Here is a 14,753-nt window from a genome sequence, read left to right as displayed (position 1 = left end):
ACAACTGTGTTTGACCCGGTTTTGGCTACGTTGACAAACTCTTGTAACATTCAGTAAAATGAATTGGAATTCCAAGGGTGGGATACTATGAAACAGCCGGAACAACCTAATAATGGAGACCGAAACACGGGAAGATCTCTACAGGCAATGGGACTTGTGACAGCGATTGGTGTCGATCTTGCCGGCTGTACGCTGGGCGGCTATTACCTTGGGAACTGGCTTGGAGACAAGTGGGGCAATCCCGGACTCTGGATTGGCGCAGGCGTTCTCTTCGGCATGTTGTCGGGAGCGTTGAGCATTGTTTCCATAATCAAAAAGGTGATGAGGGACAACAATGAATGACACTTCCAAGCTGAACAAGTTAATGTTTATGACAATCATGGGGATCATTGCCGTCTGCTTCATTATTGCGGAGATCATGCCCCATAGGCGCACGGTCTTTCACGGGATCGTTCTCGGTGCTTCTGTTAGTTGTCTCAATGTGTTGTACATGGCTTACAAGGTTCGGAAAATTACAAACGCCGCCGCCGGAGGAAGCAAGAAAGGGGCGACCCTCGGATTCGGCGTCAGAGTAGCTACCTCCATTCTCGCGATTGTGCTTGCACTGGAATACCCTCACTATTTCAATGAACTCGCCGTTTGTGCGAGTCTGGTGGCGGGACAGTTCATGCTCTTTATCGTAGGATTTATTATGGTGTTAAATGAGGATTGAACCTTGCTGCTGAGAAAGGGGTGAGAAACATGATACATGAATCACCGATCATTGAACTGGGCGGGCTTAGATTCGACCTGTCCATCATCTTGATGCTAGTTGTAACCTGCACTATCGTATTTGTTATCGCCCGTCTGGCAACGCGCAATCTGTCTGTTGAGAATCCGGGCAAAATGCAGAACTTTATGGAATGGGTCGTCGAATTCGTTCAAGGCCTGATTTCAAGCACTATGGATTTGAAAAAGGGCAAGCCATTTCTTTCACTGGGAATGACGCTCATCATGTTTATTTTTGTCGGCAATATGCTCGGACTTCCCTTCGGGATCGTGACCGAGTATACGGATGCCAGCAAGGCCCATATTTTTGGCCATGAAATCGTGTCCGTAACCGAGAAGATTCATGATGAACAAGTGGCTAACCCTGGAGAAGAGGTTGAAGTCGGAGTCGCCTGGTGGAAATCACCGACGGCTGACGCGTCCGTATCCATGGGATTGGCGGGAATGATCTTCGTACTCGTTCATTTCTTGGGCATAACGCGCAACACGAAGGGCTATTTCAAGCATTACCTACAGCCTTTCGCCTTCTTCTTGCCCATCAATCTGATCGAGCAGTTCTCTAAGCTGCTGACGCACGGCATGCGTCTATTCGGCAATATCTTTGCCGGCGAGGTACTGATATCAGTCCTTATTACGCTGGGGTCAAGCAGTATTGTTGGAGCAGTTGCTTCAGTACCGCTATTGATGATCTGGCAGGGCTTCAGTATATTTGTCGGTTCGATCCAGGCGTTCGTCTTCACCATTCTGACGTTCGTGTACATTTCGCAAGCGATTGATACGCATGAAGAGCACTAATTCCGGACGGAAACGCTTCGGCGTCCGTCTTGAAATAAACACCAACATTACACATCTCTAAGGAGGATTTATCAAATGGGAGTTATGGCATACATCGCGGCTGCAATCGCGGTAGGTTTGGGCGCTCTTGGCGCCGGTATCGGTAACGGTCTGATCGTAAGTAAAACGGTAGAAGGTATCGCCCGTCAGCCTGAAGCTAAGTCCACGCTGCAGACAACAATGTTTATCGGTGTAGGTCTGGTCGAAGCCCTGCCGATTATCGGTGTCGTTCTTGCCTTCATTTTCTACGCAAACGCTGGAGCATAATCCAAATTCCAAAGACATGGCGGGGAAGGCCACGGCCCTCCGCGCTTTCTTTTTGGCTCAAGATCTGTCCACTGGGTGGATAATGAAGTTACCGGAAAGGAGTGACCCACGTGCATTTTTCATTCACATCTCTCGTCCTGGCGCTGATCGCTTTCCTGATCTTGTATTTCCTGCTCAACAAGTATGCTTTCGGACCTTTGTTCTCCGTCATGGAGAAACGCCGCGAGCTTGTCCTGCAGCAGATTAACGAAGCTTCGCAGACTCGGGAGCAGGCGGTCGCTTATGTAGAAGAGCAGAAGCAGGCGCTCCAGGATGCGCGCAAGGAAGCTTACGACATCATCGAGCAATCCAGACAGACGAGTACGAAGCAAACCGAACAGCTCCTCGAGCAGGCCAAGTCGGAAGCGGCCCGCATCAAGGAAGAAGCTGTACGCGATATTCAGAACGAGAAGAACAAAGCCGTCGAGGCGCTGCGCAGCGAGCTCGGTTCGGCTTCCGTCAAAATCGCATCCAAGCTGCTTGAGAAGGAAGTCAGCTCGGACGCCGCGCAGGAGGAACTCGTTGATCAATACCTCAAAGAGGTTGGGGGCAGATCATGAGTCAGGATGCGGTAGTTGCCAAGAGATACGCGAAGGCTTTGTTCGAGGTAGCCTTGGAGGAGAACAAGACGCTGGAAGTGGAAGAGGAGCTGAAGGCTCTCGTATCCGCGCTGGCATCCGATTCCGACCTCGGCCGGTTCATCAGCACCCCGAAAATCTCCGGGGAAGACAAGCTGGCCGTGCTCAAGAAGGCGCTGGAAGGCAAACTGTCGAGTGTTGTGATCAATACGCTTGAGCTCCTGGTGGAGCGCGGCAGAATGAGCATCCTGGCCGAACTTCTGGACAGCTATATCAAGATCGAAGGCGAGAGCCTTGGCCTCGCCGACGCTACCGTGTACTCCACATTTGAACTGGACGAACGGGAGCTTAACGCTGTTGCCGAAGAGTTCGGCGCCTTGTCCGGCCGCAAGATCCGTGCAACGAATGTTATCGACAAGAGCCTGCTCGGGGGGCTTAAGGTTGTTATCGGCGACACGCTGTATGACGGCAGCCTCTCCGGCAAGCTGGAACGTCTGGAAAAATCCTTTAACGATAAGCACAGAAGATAGGGGTGAGCGTACTTGAGCATCAGACCTGAAGAAATCAGCACTTTGATTAAAAGTCAGATCGAGCAGTATAAATCCGATATAGAAGTAGCCGAAATCGGAACCGTTATTCAAGTCGGCGACGGGATCGCCCGTGTATACGGTCTGGAAAATGCAATGGCCGGCGAGCTGCTGGAGTTCTCCAACGGAGTCGTAGGCATGGCGCTCAATTTGGAAGAAAGCAACGTCGGTGTTGTAATCCTCGGCGAGTACACTGAAATCCGTGAAGGCGACCAGGTGAAGCGTACGGGACGCATCATGCAGGTTCCTGTAGGCGAAGCTCTTCTGGGACGCGTCGTGAACCCGCTTGGTCAGCCGCTGGACGGCAAAGGTCCGATTGAAACGACGGAATTCCGTCCGGTCGAGAACAACGCTCCTGGCGTTATCGATCGTAAGTCGGTACATGAGCCAATGCAGACTGGTCTGAAAGCCATCGACTCGATGGTTCCGATCGGCCGCGGACAGCGCGAGCTGATTATCGGTGACCGTCAAACCGGTAAAACCGCGATCGCGATCGACGCGATCATCAACCAAAAGGGCAACGGCATGAAATGTATCTACGTTGCCATCGGACAAAAACAATCCACAGTAGCACAGGTTGTCGAAACGCTGCGCCGCCACGGCGCGCTTGATTACACGATCGTCGTTACCGCTTCGGCTTCCGAGCCGTCGCCGTTGCTCTATATCGCTCCGTATGCGGGCTGCGCAATGGGCGAGTACTTCATGTACAAGGGCGAGCACGTTCTCGTTATCTACGATGACTTGTCCAAGCAAGCTGCGGCTTACCGCGAACTGTCCCTGCTGCTCCGCCGTCCTCCGGGCCGTGAAGCATTCCCAGGCGACGTCTTCTATCTGCATTCCCGCCTTCTGGAACGCGCAGCCAAGCTGAGCGACGCACTCGGCGGCGGTTCGCTGACGGCTCTGCCGTTCATCGAAACCCAGGCTTCCGACGTATCGGCATACATCCCGACCAATGTAATTTCCATCACGGACGGCCAGATCTTCCTGGAATCCGATCTCTTCTACTCCGGTCAGCGTCCGGCTATCAACGTCGGTATCTCCGTATCCCGCGTAGGCGGCTCCGCGCAGATCAAGGCCATGAAGAAGGTTGCCGGTTCGCTCCGTCTGGACCTTGCCCAGTACCGCGAGCTGCAGGCTTTTGCCCAGTTCGGTTCCGATCTGGATAAATCCACCCAAGCCCGTCTGAACCGCGGCGCGCGGATGATGGAAATCCTGAAGCAGGGTGTCAACCAGCCTCTGTCCGTCGAACATCAGGTTATCAGCTTGTACACGGCAGTTAAGGGTTTCCTGGATGATATTCCGGTTAAGGACGTTAAACGCTTCGAAAGAGAATTCCTCTCCTACATGGACAGCAATGTGCCGCAAGTGGCCGCTTCCATTACGGAAACGAAGGACCTGACTGCTGATAACGAGAATGCCCTCAAGGCCGCGATCGAACAGTTCAAAAAGAGCTTCGCCACCAGCTGATTCAAGTCTGGTGCGAATGACATAAAAGCTGGAAGCCGGGCCGACTGACCGTCTGTCCGGTGGTGTGGCGAGGCCGACCGTTTCGGCCTCAGCCCAAAAGCTACAAACATATGCTTACGAAGTCAGCTTTGGCCCGCCAAAGTACAGATTATGCTTACGATGCCATTTGGCTTCGCCAAAGGCACAGATTACGCTTACGAAGTCAGCTTTGGCTTCGCCAAAGCTTATAGGTGGTGAAAATCATGGCAAGAAGCATGCGTGATATCAAGCGTCAAATCAAAAGCGTCCAGAATACGAGACAAATCACCAAAGCGATGGAAATGGTCGCCGCCTCCAAGCTGAGAAAAGCGCAGGAGAAAGCGGAAGCAGCCCGCCCCTATTCGCAGAAGCTGAAAGAAGTCGTGTCGAATATCGCGGCTGGAACGAACGGTGTCAAGCATCCGATGCTGGTGAGCCGTCCTGTTAAAAAGACCGGCTATATTGTAGTCACTTCGGACCGCGGTCTCGCAGGGGGTTACAACGCCAACATTTTGCGGAAAGTGACGACTCTGATCCAGGAACGCCATAAATCGGCTGATGAGTACGGGATTTTCGTCATCGGACGCAAGGGCCGCGACCATCTCAAACGCCGGAACTATCCGATCGTCGAGGAAGTCACCGAGCTTTCCGATACGCCTTCCTTCGCCGACATCAAGTCGATCGCCTATTCGGCGGTTGGCCAATTCGAGCAGGGGCAATTCGACGAAATCTACATCTGCTATAATGTGTTCGTAAATCCGATCAGCCAAGTTCCGACAGTGGAACGTCTGCTTCCTATGGACAGCGTAGGCGAGGCGGCGAAAGACAGCCAGACGCACGAGCTGAAGGCAGGCTATGAATATGAGCCTTCGCCTGAAGGCGTGCTGGAAGTGCTGCTTCCGAAATATGCAGAGACGCTGATCTACAGCGCAATTCTGGACGGCAAGGCGAGTGAGCTTGGCGCGAAGATGACCGCGATGGGCAGCGCGACCAAGAATGCATCGAAGATGATCGGCAATCTGACGTTGACCTACAACCGTGCCCGCCAAGCAGCGATTACCCAGGAAATAACCGAAATCGTTGCCGGTGCGAACGCGCAGTCTTAAGACAGACCGGCAAGGCGTTGCCGCTTAAGGGTTATGACTTTTTCCACAGACGGAAGCCCTCCTCTTTCAGAGGAAGACGAAACCGTTTCTTTTATTGAGGTAACAGTTTTCAAGGAGGGAAACATAGATGAACGTAGGACGCGTAGTAAGCATTATGGGTCCGGTTGTCGACATTGAGTTTCAGCGCGGACAGCTGCCTGAAATTTTCAATGCAGTCAAAATCGGAGCCAGCGCAGAGCATGGACGCGATAAAGAGCTGACCCTGGAAGTGTCCAATCATCTGGGCGATAATCTGGTTCGCTGTATCGCCATGTCCTCCACGGACGGACTGGTCCGCGGTGTGGATGCGATAGATCAAGGAGCTCCGATTTCCGTTCCCGTTGGCGATATTACACTCGGCCGGGTATTTAACGTACTGGGCGATGCGATTGATAACGGTGAACCAATCGTTGAAGCGCAGAAGAATCCAATCCACCGCACAGCTCCGACCTTTGACGAGCTGTCGACGCAAGCTGAAATCCTGGAGACCGGCATCAAGGTTATCGACCTGCTCGCACCTTACGCCAAGGGCGGTAAGATCGGCCTGTTCGGCGGTGCCGGCGTAGGCAAGACCGTAACGATCCAGGAATTGATCAACAATATCGCCCAGGAACATGGCGGTATTTCCGTATTCGCGGGTGTTGGCGAACGTACCCGTGAAGGGAATGACCTTTACGGTGAAATGACCGAATCCGGCGTTATCAAGAAGACGGCGATGGTGTTCGGACAGATGAACGAACCGCCAGGTGCGCGTCTGCGCGTAGCGCTGACGGGTCTGACCATGGCGGAATACTTCCGCGATGTGGAAGGCCGCGATACGCTGCTCTTCATCGACAACATCTTCCGCTTCACGCAAGCGGGCTCCGAAGTATCCGCTCTGCTCGGCCGCATGCCGTCCGCGGTAGGTTACCAGCCTACGCTGGCAACGGAAATGGGTCAGCTGCAAGAACGGATCACTTCCACCAAGAAAGGCTCGGTAACTTCGATCCAGGCGATTTACGTGCCGGCGGATGACTATACCGACCCGGCTCCGGCGACGGCGTTCGCTCACTTGGATGCGACGACCAACCTGGAACGTAAAATCTCTGAAAAAGGCATTTTCCCGGCCGTTGACCCGCTGGCATCCAGCTCGCGTATTCTGGCGCCGGAAATTGTCGGAGAAGAGCACTACAATGTAGCTCAGGGCGTGAAGCAGCTGCTTCAGCGCTACACCGAGCTTCAGGATATTATCGCCATCCTCGGTATGGATGAGCTGAGCGAGGAAGATAAGCTGATCGTGGCCCGTGCCCGCAAAGTGGAACGCTTCCTGTCGCAGCCTTTCCACGTTGCCGAACAGTTTACTGGCTTCAAGGGCGCTTACGTGCCGATCAAGGAAACAGTTCGCAGCTTCAAAGAAATTCTAGAAGGCAAGCACGACGATCTTCCGGAAGCCGCGTTCCTGTTCGTAGGTACAATCGAGCAAGCGGTGGAGAAGGCCAAAACGCTGTAACCTGAAGGGTTGAGGAGGATTTCGAAGTGAACACTTTTATGTTGGAAATTGTCACGCCGGATCACCTCGTATACGCCAAGCAGGTATACAGCTTGACCGTACGGGGAGCAGAAGGCGATCTGGGCATTCTGCCCGGGCATGTTCCGCTTGTGACTCCGCTTCAGGTAGCGCCGATGACCATCAAATCGGATGCCGGCGTGACCACGGTCGCCGTTCACGGCGGGTTCATTGAAGTGCATAAGGATAAAGTGACCGTACTGGCGGAAAGCGCCGAGCTTCCCAGCGATATCGATCTCGAGCGCGCCGAGGCTGCCAAGGAGCGCGCCCAGCGCCGCCTGCAGGTTCGAGGCAAGCAGGACGAAATTGATCACCGCCGGGCTGAACTTGCGCTGCAGCGCGCGGTTACACGGATTAAGGTGTCCACCAGTAAAGGACAGCAATAAATGTAAAGAGCAGATCGGACTATGTCCGGCCTGCTCTTTTTTTTACATGTCAAATGTGTTCGTTATAAGAAATTTCTCGTTCGCAATATGACCTCAACAAATGTCAAAGCTCTAACAAACGGTGTCATTTTGTAACTTCCTGGAGGACAGCGGATATGATAGCGTTTTATTGGAGATTTTAACGAAAAAAATTGTAAAAGGACTGGATTCTTTTCCACTACGCAAGTATGATATAAGAGTCGATTTCCAAGGGCGATACCGTCTGGGGGGTTAGGATGGATAATCTCGTAAATGCAGATTTAACCGGCTCGATCGGAATCAGCGGTCTGCTGTCACTGGCCGTTTCGCTGATATGTGTTGCGATATCATGGTGGGCTCTGCAGAACTTTAAGCTGGAGTTATTCATAAGATATCCCAAGAGTCCGCAAGGACGGCTGCTGCATCTGCTGCTAGCTATTGTGCTGGGGCATTTTGTAGCGGGCTTTCTGCTGGATTATCTGGGATACAGCGCCCAAATCCGCCATATGTTTTGACGGAAGACGGTTCGGTTATTAATGTCGTAGACCGAATTCGCCAAGAACTGCCGCATAATAACATTTTTTTTAGACAAAACTTAAATTAACAGAAGTCCCAAGGATCAACACCTGAAGGTGTCCTTTATGGCATCGCACATGTGTCGCGCATCGCGTATATTGTGAAACAGAAGGATTTTTCAGGTCAAATCCGGGATCAGACAGCGGAAATCGATGCGAGAAAGCCGAATTGATTATTACCTTAACTTTTTACCTTCAAAAATTAAACAAGCAAGGATATGAAGAATGACATGCAGGTCAGTGAAAATAATGGACGCGGAGGGAACCCAAAAATGAGCAAATTTATCGTCCGCGGTGGCAACCGATTGACCGGGAGCGTTAAAGTAAGCGGCGCTAAAAATTCCGTACTACCGATCATAGCCGCCTCTCTGTTGGCAGAAGAAGGAGAAAGCGTCATTGTCGACGCACCTCCGCTGGATGATGTAATGACGATCAGCAAAGTACTGGAATCTCTGGGGGCGGGAGTTACATATCATGACGATATTATCCAGGTAGATGCCCGAACGATCTCTACCTGCGAGGCGCCATACGAGTGGGTGCGCAAGATGCGTGCTTCTTTTCTTGTCATGGGACCTCTTCTGTCCCGTATGGGCCGTACGAGAATTTCTCTGCCCGGCGGCTGCGCGATCGGTACGCGTCCAATCGACCAGCATTTGAAGGGCTTTGAAGCGCTCGGAGCCGAGATAAATTTGGGTCAGGGCTACATTGAAGCCAAGAGCAACGGGCGTCTGCGCGGAGCGAAGATCTACCTGGACGTCGCCAGCGTGGGCGCAACGGAGAATATTATGATGGCCGCTTCTCTGGCAGAAGGCGTAACGACAATCGAGAATGCCGCCAAAGAGCCTGAGATCGTGGATCTGGCCAATTACCTGAATAGCATGGGAGCTGTTGTACGCGGTGCCGGAACGGGAGTGATCCGGATTGAAGGCGTAGAGCGTCTGCATGGAGTTAAGCATCATGTGATTCCGGACCGGATCGAAGCCGGGACCTATATGGCGGCAGCCGCCATTACAGGCGGCGATGTGTTCGTTGAGGGCGCAATCGCCGATCATCTCGGACCTGTCATTGCCAAAATGGAGGAAATGGGCGTCACCATTATCCCGAGCGATAACGGCATCCGCGTCATCAGCGACAAGCCGCTGAAGGCTGTAGATGTGAAGACTCTGCCATACCCGGGCTTTCCGACAGATATGCAGTCGCAGATGATGGCGCTTCTGCTCCGCTCGGAGGGAACGAGCGTCGTTACGGAGACGGTCTTTGAGAACCGTTTCATGCATGTCGAAGAGTTCCAGCATATGAATGCCGAGATCAAAGTCGAGGGCCGCACGGCAATTGTCACCGGAAACGCCCGTCTCGTCGGAGCCAAGGTGTGCGCAACAGATCTGCGCGCCGGTGCCGCCCTGATTCTTGCCGGTCTCGTGGCCGATGGTACGACGGAGGTAAGCGGAACCCATCATATCGACCGGGGTTATGTCCATCTGGCGGAGAAGCTGTCGGGTCTTGGCGCTGACATCTGGCGCGTATCGCTGGAAGACAGCCTTCCGGAAGCCGCAAAGGAAGAGACGGCCAAAGCCGAGCCTTCCCGGGCCGCATCGCTGAAGGAAGAAGCGCCGGGACGTTTCCAGATACAGCCGAGCTGGGTGTAAGCTGGAGCTGATTCAATTCAGGCGTATGAGAGCTCATTCGGCCGATCTTCAATCGGTCTAATATACTAACCGTTAGTAACCGAAATTATTCTATTTACGGAAGTCCGGCTTCGGCCGGGCTTCTTTTTCATGTTCTTAGTTTCTCAAAGAGATTATAGATCCGGCATCTTAAAATCCCCTGAAATACTCCGCTGCCGGGGGCTGGAAACTCCGTCTTTCTTTCAATCTGCCGTTCTAGCAATGTGGCGGGGCTCATATCCTATCTTGAGCACAGAGAACAAGGGAGGCGGAAGAAATGAAAGATTTCCGGTCCTGGTCCCTTCGGGCCGCCCGGAAGCTCCGGCGGCGCAGGCTTCGCCTCGGCCGGCGCCGCCAGGGCACGCGGCGCCGAAGCCGGCTTGCGGCCGCCGCCTGGCTGGCCGCGCCGCTGCTTGCCGGGCTGCTGCTGCCGCTCGCCGTGGTGCATTTGCACCACGGCACGGCGCCCGCAGGGCCCGGCGGCCCGAAGCCCGCCGCCTCGGCCGCGGCGGGACCTTCAGCTGCGCTTGAGGCCGCGCAGCCGATGGTGTCCGTGTATTTGTCCGCCACCGGACAAATCGAGAGACTGCCGCTGGAGGACTACGTCACCGGCGTTGTGGCGGCCGAAATGCCGTCCAGCTTTGAGCTTGAAGCGCTCAAAGCGCAGGCCGTCGCGGCCCGCACCTTCATCGTGCGCCGGCTGCTGGCCGGCGACCATAGCGGCGTTCCCGAAGGAGCCGCCGATGTGATGGATACGGTCGCCCATCAGGCCTACCTGTCATCGGCCGAGCTGGAACGCCGGTTCACGAAGGCTGGCCGGCCGGGCGACCTGGCCAAGCTCCGCCGCGCGACGGTGGAGACGCGCGGCGTCGTGATGACCTATCAGGGTGCGCCGATCACGGCATCCTTCTTCTCTTCCAGCGGAGGGTACACCGAGAACTCCGAGGATTACTGGAAGAATGCCGTTCCGTATTTGCGCAGCGTAGCGAGCCCCTGGGACCGCGAGGTGAACCCGCAGCTTGCGGCGACCGCCACCTTCAGCCCGGCGGAGCTGCGGGAGAAGCTGGGTGTGAACGGTCAACTGCAAGGTGCAAGCGAAGCCGCTATGGTAGAACAGGGCGCGGGGCTGAGACCGGTGCCGCTCGCGGCTGGGCAGGGAGACTCCGGAATGCCCGTTATAATGGTTCTGTCGGTGACCGCAGGACACCGGGTGAAAGAGATTTCGATAGACGGCAAGATCTTCACCGGCCGGGAGATCCGGGAGAAGCTCGGGCTCCGTTCCAGCCAGTTCACCTGGACGATCAAGAACGGGAACATTGCCATTACAACTTACGGCAGCGGCCACGGTGTCGGAATGAGCCAGTGGGGAGCTGACGGCATGGCCAAAGAAGGCGCCACGGCGACCCGGATTCTCAAACACTACTACAGCGGTATTTCGTTCGCGCAAGTCTCAACTCTTTTGAAAAAATAAAGTGAAAGAAACGTATAAAAGCAGATACCCCGGTAACACTGGTTACTGAGGTGATAGCAAATGAATGAACAAAACAAAAATCAACCATCCCATGAAGATTCTCTCAAAACCAATTCGGGAGAAACGAGCCACAAGCCTTCTTCATGGAACAGACTGTTCAGAAAACGCTGGGTATTTCCCGCAGTCTACACGGCAGCAGCGGCAATCATACTAACGTTGGTGTGGGTCTATCAGGATGCCGGCCATAAGCCGCTTTCGACAGACACTGCAGCCGTTGTTACGGATGATGTCAGCGGGGGAGTTCAGAAGGCTGCTCAAGGTGACGCCAAGGATCCGAATGCGCTGGAGGTAACTGCAACAGCCGAAAGTCTGGCATGGCCGGTAGCCGATCCCGCAAGTGTGGAGATTGTGAAGCCGTACTATGACGAGAAGGGCACGGAGCAGAATCACATCGAGGCCATGGTGCAGAGCGGCGATACGTTCACGCCCAATACCGGCATCGACCTGGCCCGCCAGGACAACAAGACGTTTGACGTGAAGGCTGCTGTCAGCGGTGAAGTTACCCGGGTGGAAGATGTTCCGACGCTCGGCACTGTGATCGAAGTCGATCAGGGCAATCTGAAGACGGTCTATCAAAGCCTTGGAGATGCCAAGGTGAAGCAGGGCGACCAGGTGAAGCAGGGCGATACACTTGCAAGCGCTGGCCGCAACGAGGTGGAGAAGGATCTGGGCAACCACGTTCATTTCGAAGTATACCAAGACAGCAAGCTTGTGAATCCATCTGATCTGCTTCCGCAAAAATAACGATGAACCGCCTAGCGGCGGGACCTACGGTCCCTCCGCTTTTTTTATCCATACTTAGGACATCCTTCCCATCCTTTAACAGTGTTCTGGTACGGTTGTCCCGGAAATAAAATGGTGATTCCCCGGCCCGTCCTCCCGGTAAACCGCGAATATATAGGCCCGCCCCTCATATAATGTACCAAACTATCCACAGTTGGGAGGCGGGAGCGTGCATGATTACATCAAGGAACGTACCATAAAGATCGGACGCTGCATCGTGGAAACCAGGCATACGGTCCGGACGATAGCCAAAGAATTCGGCGTTTCCAAGAGCACGGTGCATAAAGATTTGACCGAGCGGCTGCCGGAGATCAATCCTGATCTTGCCGATCAGGTAAAACACATTTTGGAGTATCACAAATCGATTCGCCATCTTCGGGGGGGAGAGGCTACAAAAATCAAATATAAAAAAAACACCGGAAAGAAACGGGAGGTAGCAGTTGCGGCGAAACCCTGACATCATGCGGATTTTAAGGTGATTTTAAGGCAAAATTGCATTGTATTTACCCCCTAAAGTATGGTAGTTTTAAAGTTGGTATCAAACCGTTGATTTGATCTAAAATAATACTTTGGGGGCTCTTTTATTATGCTTAGCAAGGACATCGGAATCGATCTCGGCACTGCCAATGTGCTTATTCATGTTAAAGGAAAGGGAGTCGTTCTCGATGAGCCTTCAGTAGTAACGCTGGAAAGCGATACGAAAAAGGTCCTTGCAGTAGGAGAGCAGGCCAGACGCATGGTCGGCCGTACCCCTGGCAACATCTCAACCATTCGTCCGCTCCGGGACGGCGTTATCGCCGATTTTGAGATCACGGAGACGATGCTGAAGTACTTCATCGACCGCGTCGGGGGACGGAGCTGGTATTCGCGTCCGCGCATTTTGATCTGCGCACCTACGAATATCACCTCTGTTGAGCAGAAGTCCATCCGGGAAGCGGCCGAACGCAGCGGAGCCAAGGAAGTCTTCATGGAAGAGGAGCCGAAAGCCGCCGCAATCGGAGCGGGCATGGATATTTATCAGCCGAGTGGAAATATGGTCGTCGACATCGGCGGCGGAACGACGGATGTTGCTGTGCTCTCCATGGGCGACGTCGTTACCGCCTCCTCCATTAAAATCGCGGGGGACAAGTTTGACGAGGCCATTTTAAAATATATCAAATCGAAATATAAGCTGCTGATCGGCGAGCGCACGGCGGAAGACATCAAGCTGAATATCGGCAATGTCCGTCCCGGCGGAACGCAGGCCGAGATGGATATCCGCGGCCGCGATATGGTAAGCGGTCTGCCCCAGACGCTGACCATCAGTTCGGCCGAGGTGCAGGAGGCGCTGTGGGATCCGGTATCGTCCATCGTGGTTGCCGCGAAGACCGTGTTGGAACGGACGCCACCGGAGCTTTCGGCAGATATTATTGACCGTGGCGTTGTGCTGACCGGGGGCGGAGCACTGCTGACCGGACTGGACGAGCTGCTTGCCGAAGAGCTTCATGTTCCGGTATGGGTGGCGGAAGATCCGATGCACTGTGTGGTGAAGGGCACGGGAATTATGCTCGATCATTTGGATAGAGTTGTTAAGAAAAAGTTCTAAACCGCCGATATAAAGGTAAAGGTTTGAAATCGGAAGTTCGTTTTAGGCCTAAGGAAGGAGACACGCCTTTATGATCAGAGGTTTATACACGGCAGCCGCCGGAATGGTGACAGAGCAGCGCCGTCATGATACGGCTACCCAGAATATCGCCAACATGAACACAACCGGATACAAGCAGGTCGAAAGTTTGAACCATTCGTTTCCGGAGGTGCTTATCTCCGCAATGCAGAACGGAACGACGAAGTCGATCGGCAAGCTGAACACGGGTGTTTTTGCGGAGCAGTCCATGTCGAAGTTTCTTCAGGGCGATCTGGTCAACACGACCAAGACGACGGATTTTGCATTGTCCAGCGATCTTAGTGTCACCGATCCCGCTACCGGACAGAACATCGTATTCGATCAATCAGGCAAATATATAAATGCGCAGGGCCAGGTCACTTACCAGCCTCAGGCATTCTTTACGGTTCAGGATACAGACGGCAATGAGTTGTACACACGCAATGGCTCCTTCACGGTTGATTCCACTGGCAACCTCTTAAGCTCGGCAGGCTACAAGGTACTTGGCGCGAACGGCCAGCCGGTCAATGTCGGCGCTCTCCGTTCAGTGGACGACCTTCGCGTAGATGACGCGGGACGAGTCGTGAATGCAGCGACGGGAACCGATACCGGCATCCGCCTGGGCGTCAGCATCGTAACTAATCCGCAAAATCTGGTGCGTGACGGCAACGGAGTGTTCCACGCAGACGATCCGGCCACGGCGGGCATCCGCTATGCGGCGGCTGGAGACAATGTTCAAGTGCGCCAGGGCTACATTGAGGGCTCGAATGTCGATGTCACGCAGGTTACTGTGGATCTGAATGCGGCCTATCGGGCCTATGAAGCGAATCAGAAGGTGGTTCAATTCTACGACAGCACACTGGACAAGGCCGTCAACAGCGTCGGCAGAGTATAGGGGGAAGATT

17 protein-coding genes are annotated in these 14,753 nt (G+C 53.9%); all 17 read left to right on the top strand.

Annotation, left to right across the window (positions count from 1 at the left end; translation table 11 throughout):
- Positions 1-147 precede the first annotated feature (147 nt).
- Positions 148-342 (top strand): AtpZ/AtpI family protein, encoded by a 195-nt coding sequence (locus tag PSTEL_RS24300; RefSeq protein ID WP_235775592.1) that lies wholly within the window; start codon positions 148-150, stop codon positions 340-342.
- Positions 335-712, top strand: a complete 378-nt coding sequence (locus PSTEL_RS24295; RefSeq protein WP_038699357.1) for an ATP synthase subunit I — start codon at positions 335-337, stop codon at positions 710-712. Before PSTEL_RS24300 ends, PSTEL_RS24295 begins: the two co-directional genes overlap by 8 nt.
- 29 nt (positions 713-741) lie before the next feature.
- Positions 742-1,563, top strand: a complete 822-nt coding sequence (atpB, locus tag PSTEL_RS24290) for a F0F1 ATP synthase subunit A (RefSeq protein ID WP_038699355.1) — start codon at positions 742-744, stop codon at positions 1,561-1,563.
- A gap of 75 nt (positions 1,564-1,638) precedes the next feature.
- Positions 1,639-1,869: a F0F1 ATP synthase subunit C gene (gene atpE / locus PSTEL_RS24285; protein WP_038699353.1), complete on the top strand. Its 231-nt coding sequence runs from the start codon at positions 1,639-1,641 to the stop codon at positions 1,867-1,869.
- A 110-nt stretch (positions 1,870-1,979) separates the two neighbouring features.
- Positions 1,980-2,468 carry a F0F1 ATP synthase subunit B gene (atpF, locus tag PSTEL_RS24280; protein ID WP_038699352.1) on the top strand — a complete coding sequence of 163 codons (489 nt, stop codon included), beginning with the start codon at positions 1,980-1,982 and terminating at the stop codon, positions 2,466-2,468.
- Entirely contained in the window at positions 2,465-3,016 is a 552-nt protein-coding gene (locus PSTEL_RS24275; protein WP_038699350.1) for a F0F1 ATP synthase subunit delta, read from the top strand. Before atpF ends, PSTEL_RS24275 begins: the two co-directional genes overlap by 4 nt.
- Before the next feature lie 12 nt (positions 3,017-3,028).
- Positions 3,029-4,540, top strand: a complete 1,512-nt coding sequence (gene atpA / locus PSTEL_RS24270) for a F0F1 ATP synthase subunit alpha (protein ID WP_038699348.1) — start codon at positions 3,029-3,031, stop codon at positions 4,538-4,540.
- 242 nt (positions 4,541-4,782) lie between these two features.
- The gene (atpG, locus tag PSTEL_RS24265) at positions 4,783-5,664 is read left to right on the top strand and encodes an ATP synthase F1 subunit gamma (protein WP_038699346.1); all 882 of its coding nucleotides are present in this window, start codon (positions 4,783-4,785) and stop codon (positions 5,662-5,664) included.
- Between the two features lie 127 nt (positions 5,665-5,791).
- Positions 5,792-7,192, top strand: coding sequence for a F0F1 ATP synthase subunit beta (gene atpD / locus PSTEL_RS24260; RefSeq protein WP_038699344.1), 1,401 nt, complete (start codon positions 5,792-5,794; stop codon positions 7,190-7,192).
- Positions 7,193-7,218: 26 nt separating this feature from the next.
- Positions 7,219-7,635, top strand: a complete 417-nt coding sequence (locus tag PSTEL_RS24255; protein WP_038699342.1) for a F0F1 ATP synthase subunit epsilon — start codon at positions 7,219-7,221, stop codon at positions 7,633-7,635.
- Positions 7,636-7,910: 275 nt separating this feature from the next.
- Entirely contained in the window at positions 7,911-8,168 is a 258-nt protein-coding gene (locus PSTEL_RS24250; RefSeq protein WP_038699340.1) for a DUF1146 family protein, read from the top strand.
- A gap of 332 nt (positions 8,169-8,500) precedes the next feature.
- Positions 8,501-9,874: a UDP-N-acetylglucosamine 1-carboxyvinyltransferase gene (gene murA, locus PSTEL_RS24245; RefSeq protein WP_038699338.1), complete on the top strand. Its 1,374-nt coding sequence runs from the start codon at positions 8,501-8,503 to the stop codon at positions 9,872-9,874.
- Positions 9,875-10,169: 295 nt separating this feature from the next.
- Positions 10,170-11,363, top strand: coding sequence for a stage II sporulation protein D (gene spoIID, locus PSTEL_RS24240; RefSeq protein WP_038699337.1), 1,194 nt, complete (start codon positions 10,170-10,172; stop codon positions 11,361-11,363).
- Between the two features lie 60 nt (positions 11,364-11,423).
- A complete protein-coding gene (locus tag PSTEL_RS24235) occupies positions 11,424-12,167 on the top strand; it encodes a M23 family metallopeptidase (protein WP_038699336.1) in 744 nt (247 codons plus the stop codon).
- 208 nt (positions 12,168-12,375) lie between these two features.
- On the top strand, positions 12,376-12,663 hold the full coding sequence (gene spoIIID / locus PSTEL_RS24230) for a sporulation transcriptional regulator SpoIIID (protein ID WP_038699334.1): 288 nt from the start codon (positions 12,376-12,378) through the stop codon (positions 12,661-12,663).
- A 129-nt stretch (positions 12,664-12,792) separates the two neighbouring features.
- A complete protein-coding gene (gene mreB / locus PSTEL_RS24225) occupies positions 12,793-13,791 on the top strand; it encodes a rod shape-determining protein (RefSeq protein ID WP_038699332.1) in 999 nt (332 codons plus the stop codon).
- Between the two features lie 70 nt (positions 13,792-13,861).
- Positions 13,862-14,743: a flagellar hook-basal body protein gene (locus tag PSTEL_RS24220; RefSeq protein WP_038699331.1), complete on the top strand. Its 882-nt coding sequence runs from the start codon at positions 13,862-13,864 to the stop codon at positions 14,741-14,743.
- Positions 14,744-14,753: the final 10 nt, after the last annotated feature.

This window comes from Paenibacillus stellifer (assembly GCF_000758685.1).
GTDB classification, from domain to species: Bacteria; Bacillota; Bacilli; order Paenibacillales; family Paenibacillaceae; genus Paenibacillus_AQ; species Paenibacillus_AQ stellifer.
Note: the sequence above shows the minus strand (reverse complement) of the source record. Positions and strands in the feature narration are given on the sequence as shown.

Excerpts from the sequence above, each read along its gene's own strand:
- PSTEL_RS24300 (WP_235775592.1), top strand. The coding sequence starts at position 148 with ATGGGACTTGTGACAGCGATTGGTGTCGATCTTGCCGGCTGTACGCTG.
- PSTEL_RS24295 (WP_038699357.1), top strand. The coding sequence starts at position 335 with ATGAATGACACTTCCAAGCTGAACAAGTTAATGTTTATGACAATCATG.
- atpB (WP_038699355.1), top strand. The coding sequence starts at position 742 with ATGATACATGAATCACCGATCATTGAACTGGGCGGGCTTAGATTCGAC.
- atpE (WP_038699353.1), top strand. The coding sequence starts at position 1,639 with ATGGGAGTTATGGCATACATCGCGGCTGCAATCGCGGTAGGTTTGGGC.
- PSTEL_RS24275 (WP_038699350.1), top strand. The coding sequence starts at position 2,465 with ATGAGTCAGGATGCGGTAGTTGCCAAGAGATACGCGAAGGCTTTGTTC.
- atpG (WP_038699346.1), top strand. The coding sequence starts at position 4,783 with ATGGCAAGAAGCATGCGTGATATCAAGCGTCAAATCAAAAGCGTCCAG.
- atpD (WP_038699344.1), top strand. The coding sequence starts at position 5,792 with ATGAACGTAGGACGCGTAGTAAGCATTATGGGTCCGGTTGTCGACATT.
- PSTEL_RS24250 (WP_038699340.1), top strand. The coding sequence starts at position 7,911 with ATGGATAATCTCGTAAATGCAGATTTAACCGGCTCGATCGGAATCAGC.
- murA (WP_038699338.1), top strand. The coding sequence starts at position 8,501 with ATGAGCAAATTTATCGTCCGCGGTGGCAACCGATTGACCGGGAGCGTT.
- spoIID (WP_038699337.1), top strand. The coding sequence starts at position 10,170 with ATGAAAGATTTCCGGTCCTGGTCCCTTCGGGCCGCCCGGAAGCTCCGG.
- PSTEL_RS24235 (WP_038699336.1), top strand. The coding sequence starts at position 11,424 with ATGAATGAACAAAACAAAAATCAACCATCCCATGAAGATTCTCTCAAA.
- mreB (WP_038699332.1), top strand. The coding sequence starts at position 12,793 with ATGCTTAGCAAGGACATCGGAATCGATCTCGGCACTGCCAATGTGCTT.
- PSTEL_RS24220 (WP_038699331.1), top strand. The coding sequence starts at position 13,862 with ATGATCAGAGGTTTATACACGGCAGCCGCCGGAATGGTGACAGAGCAG.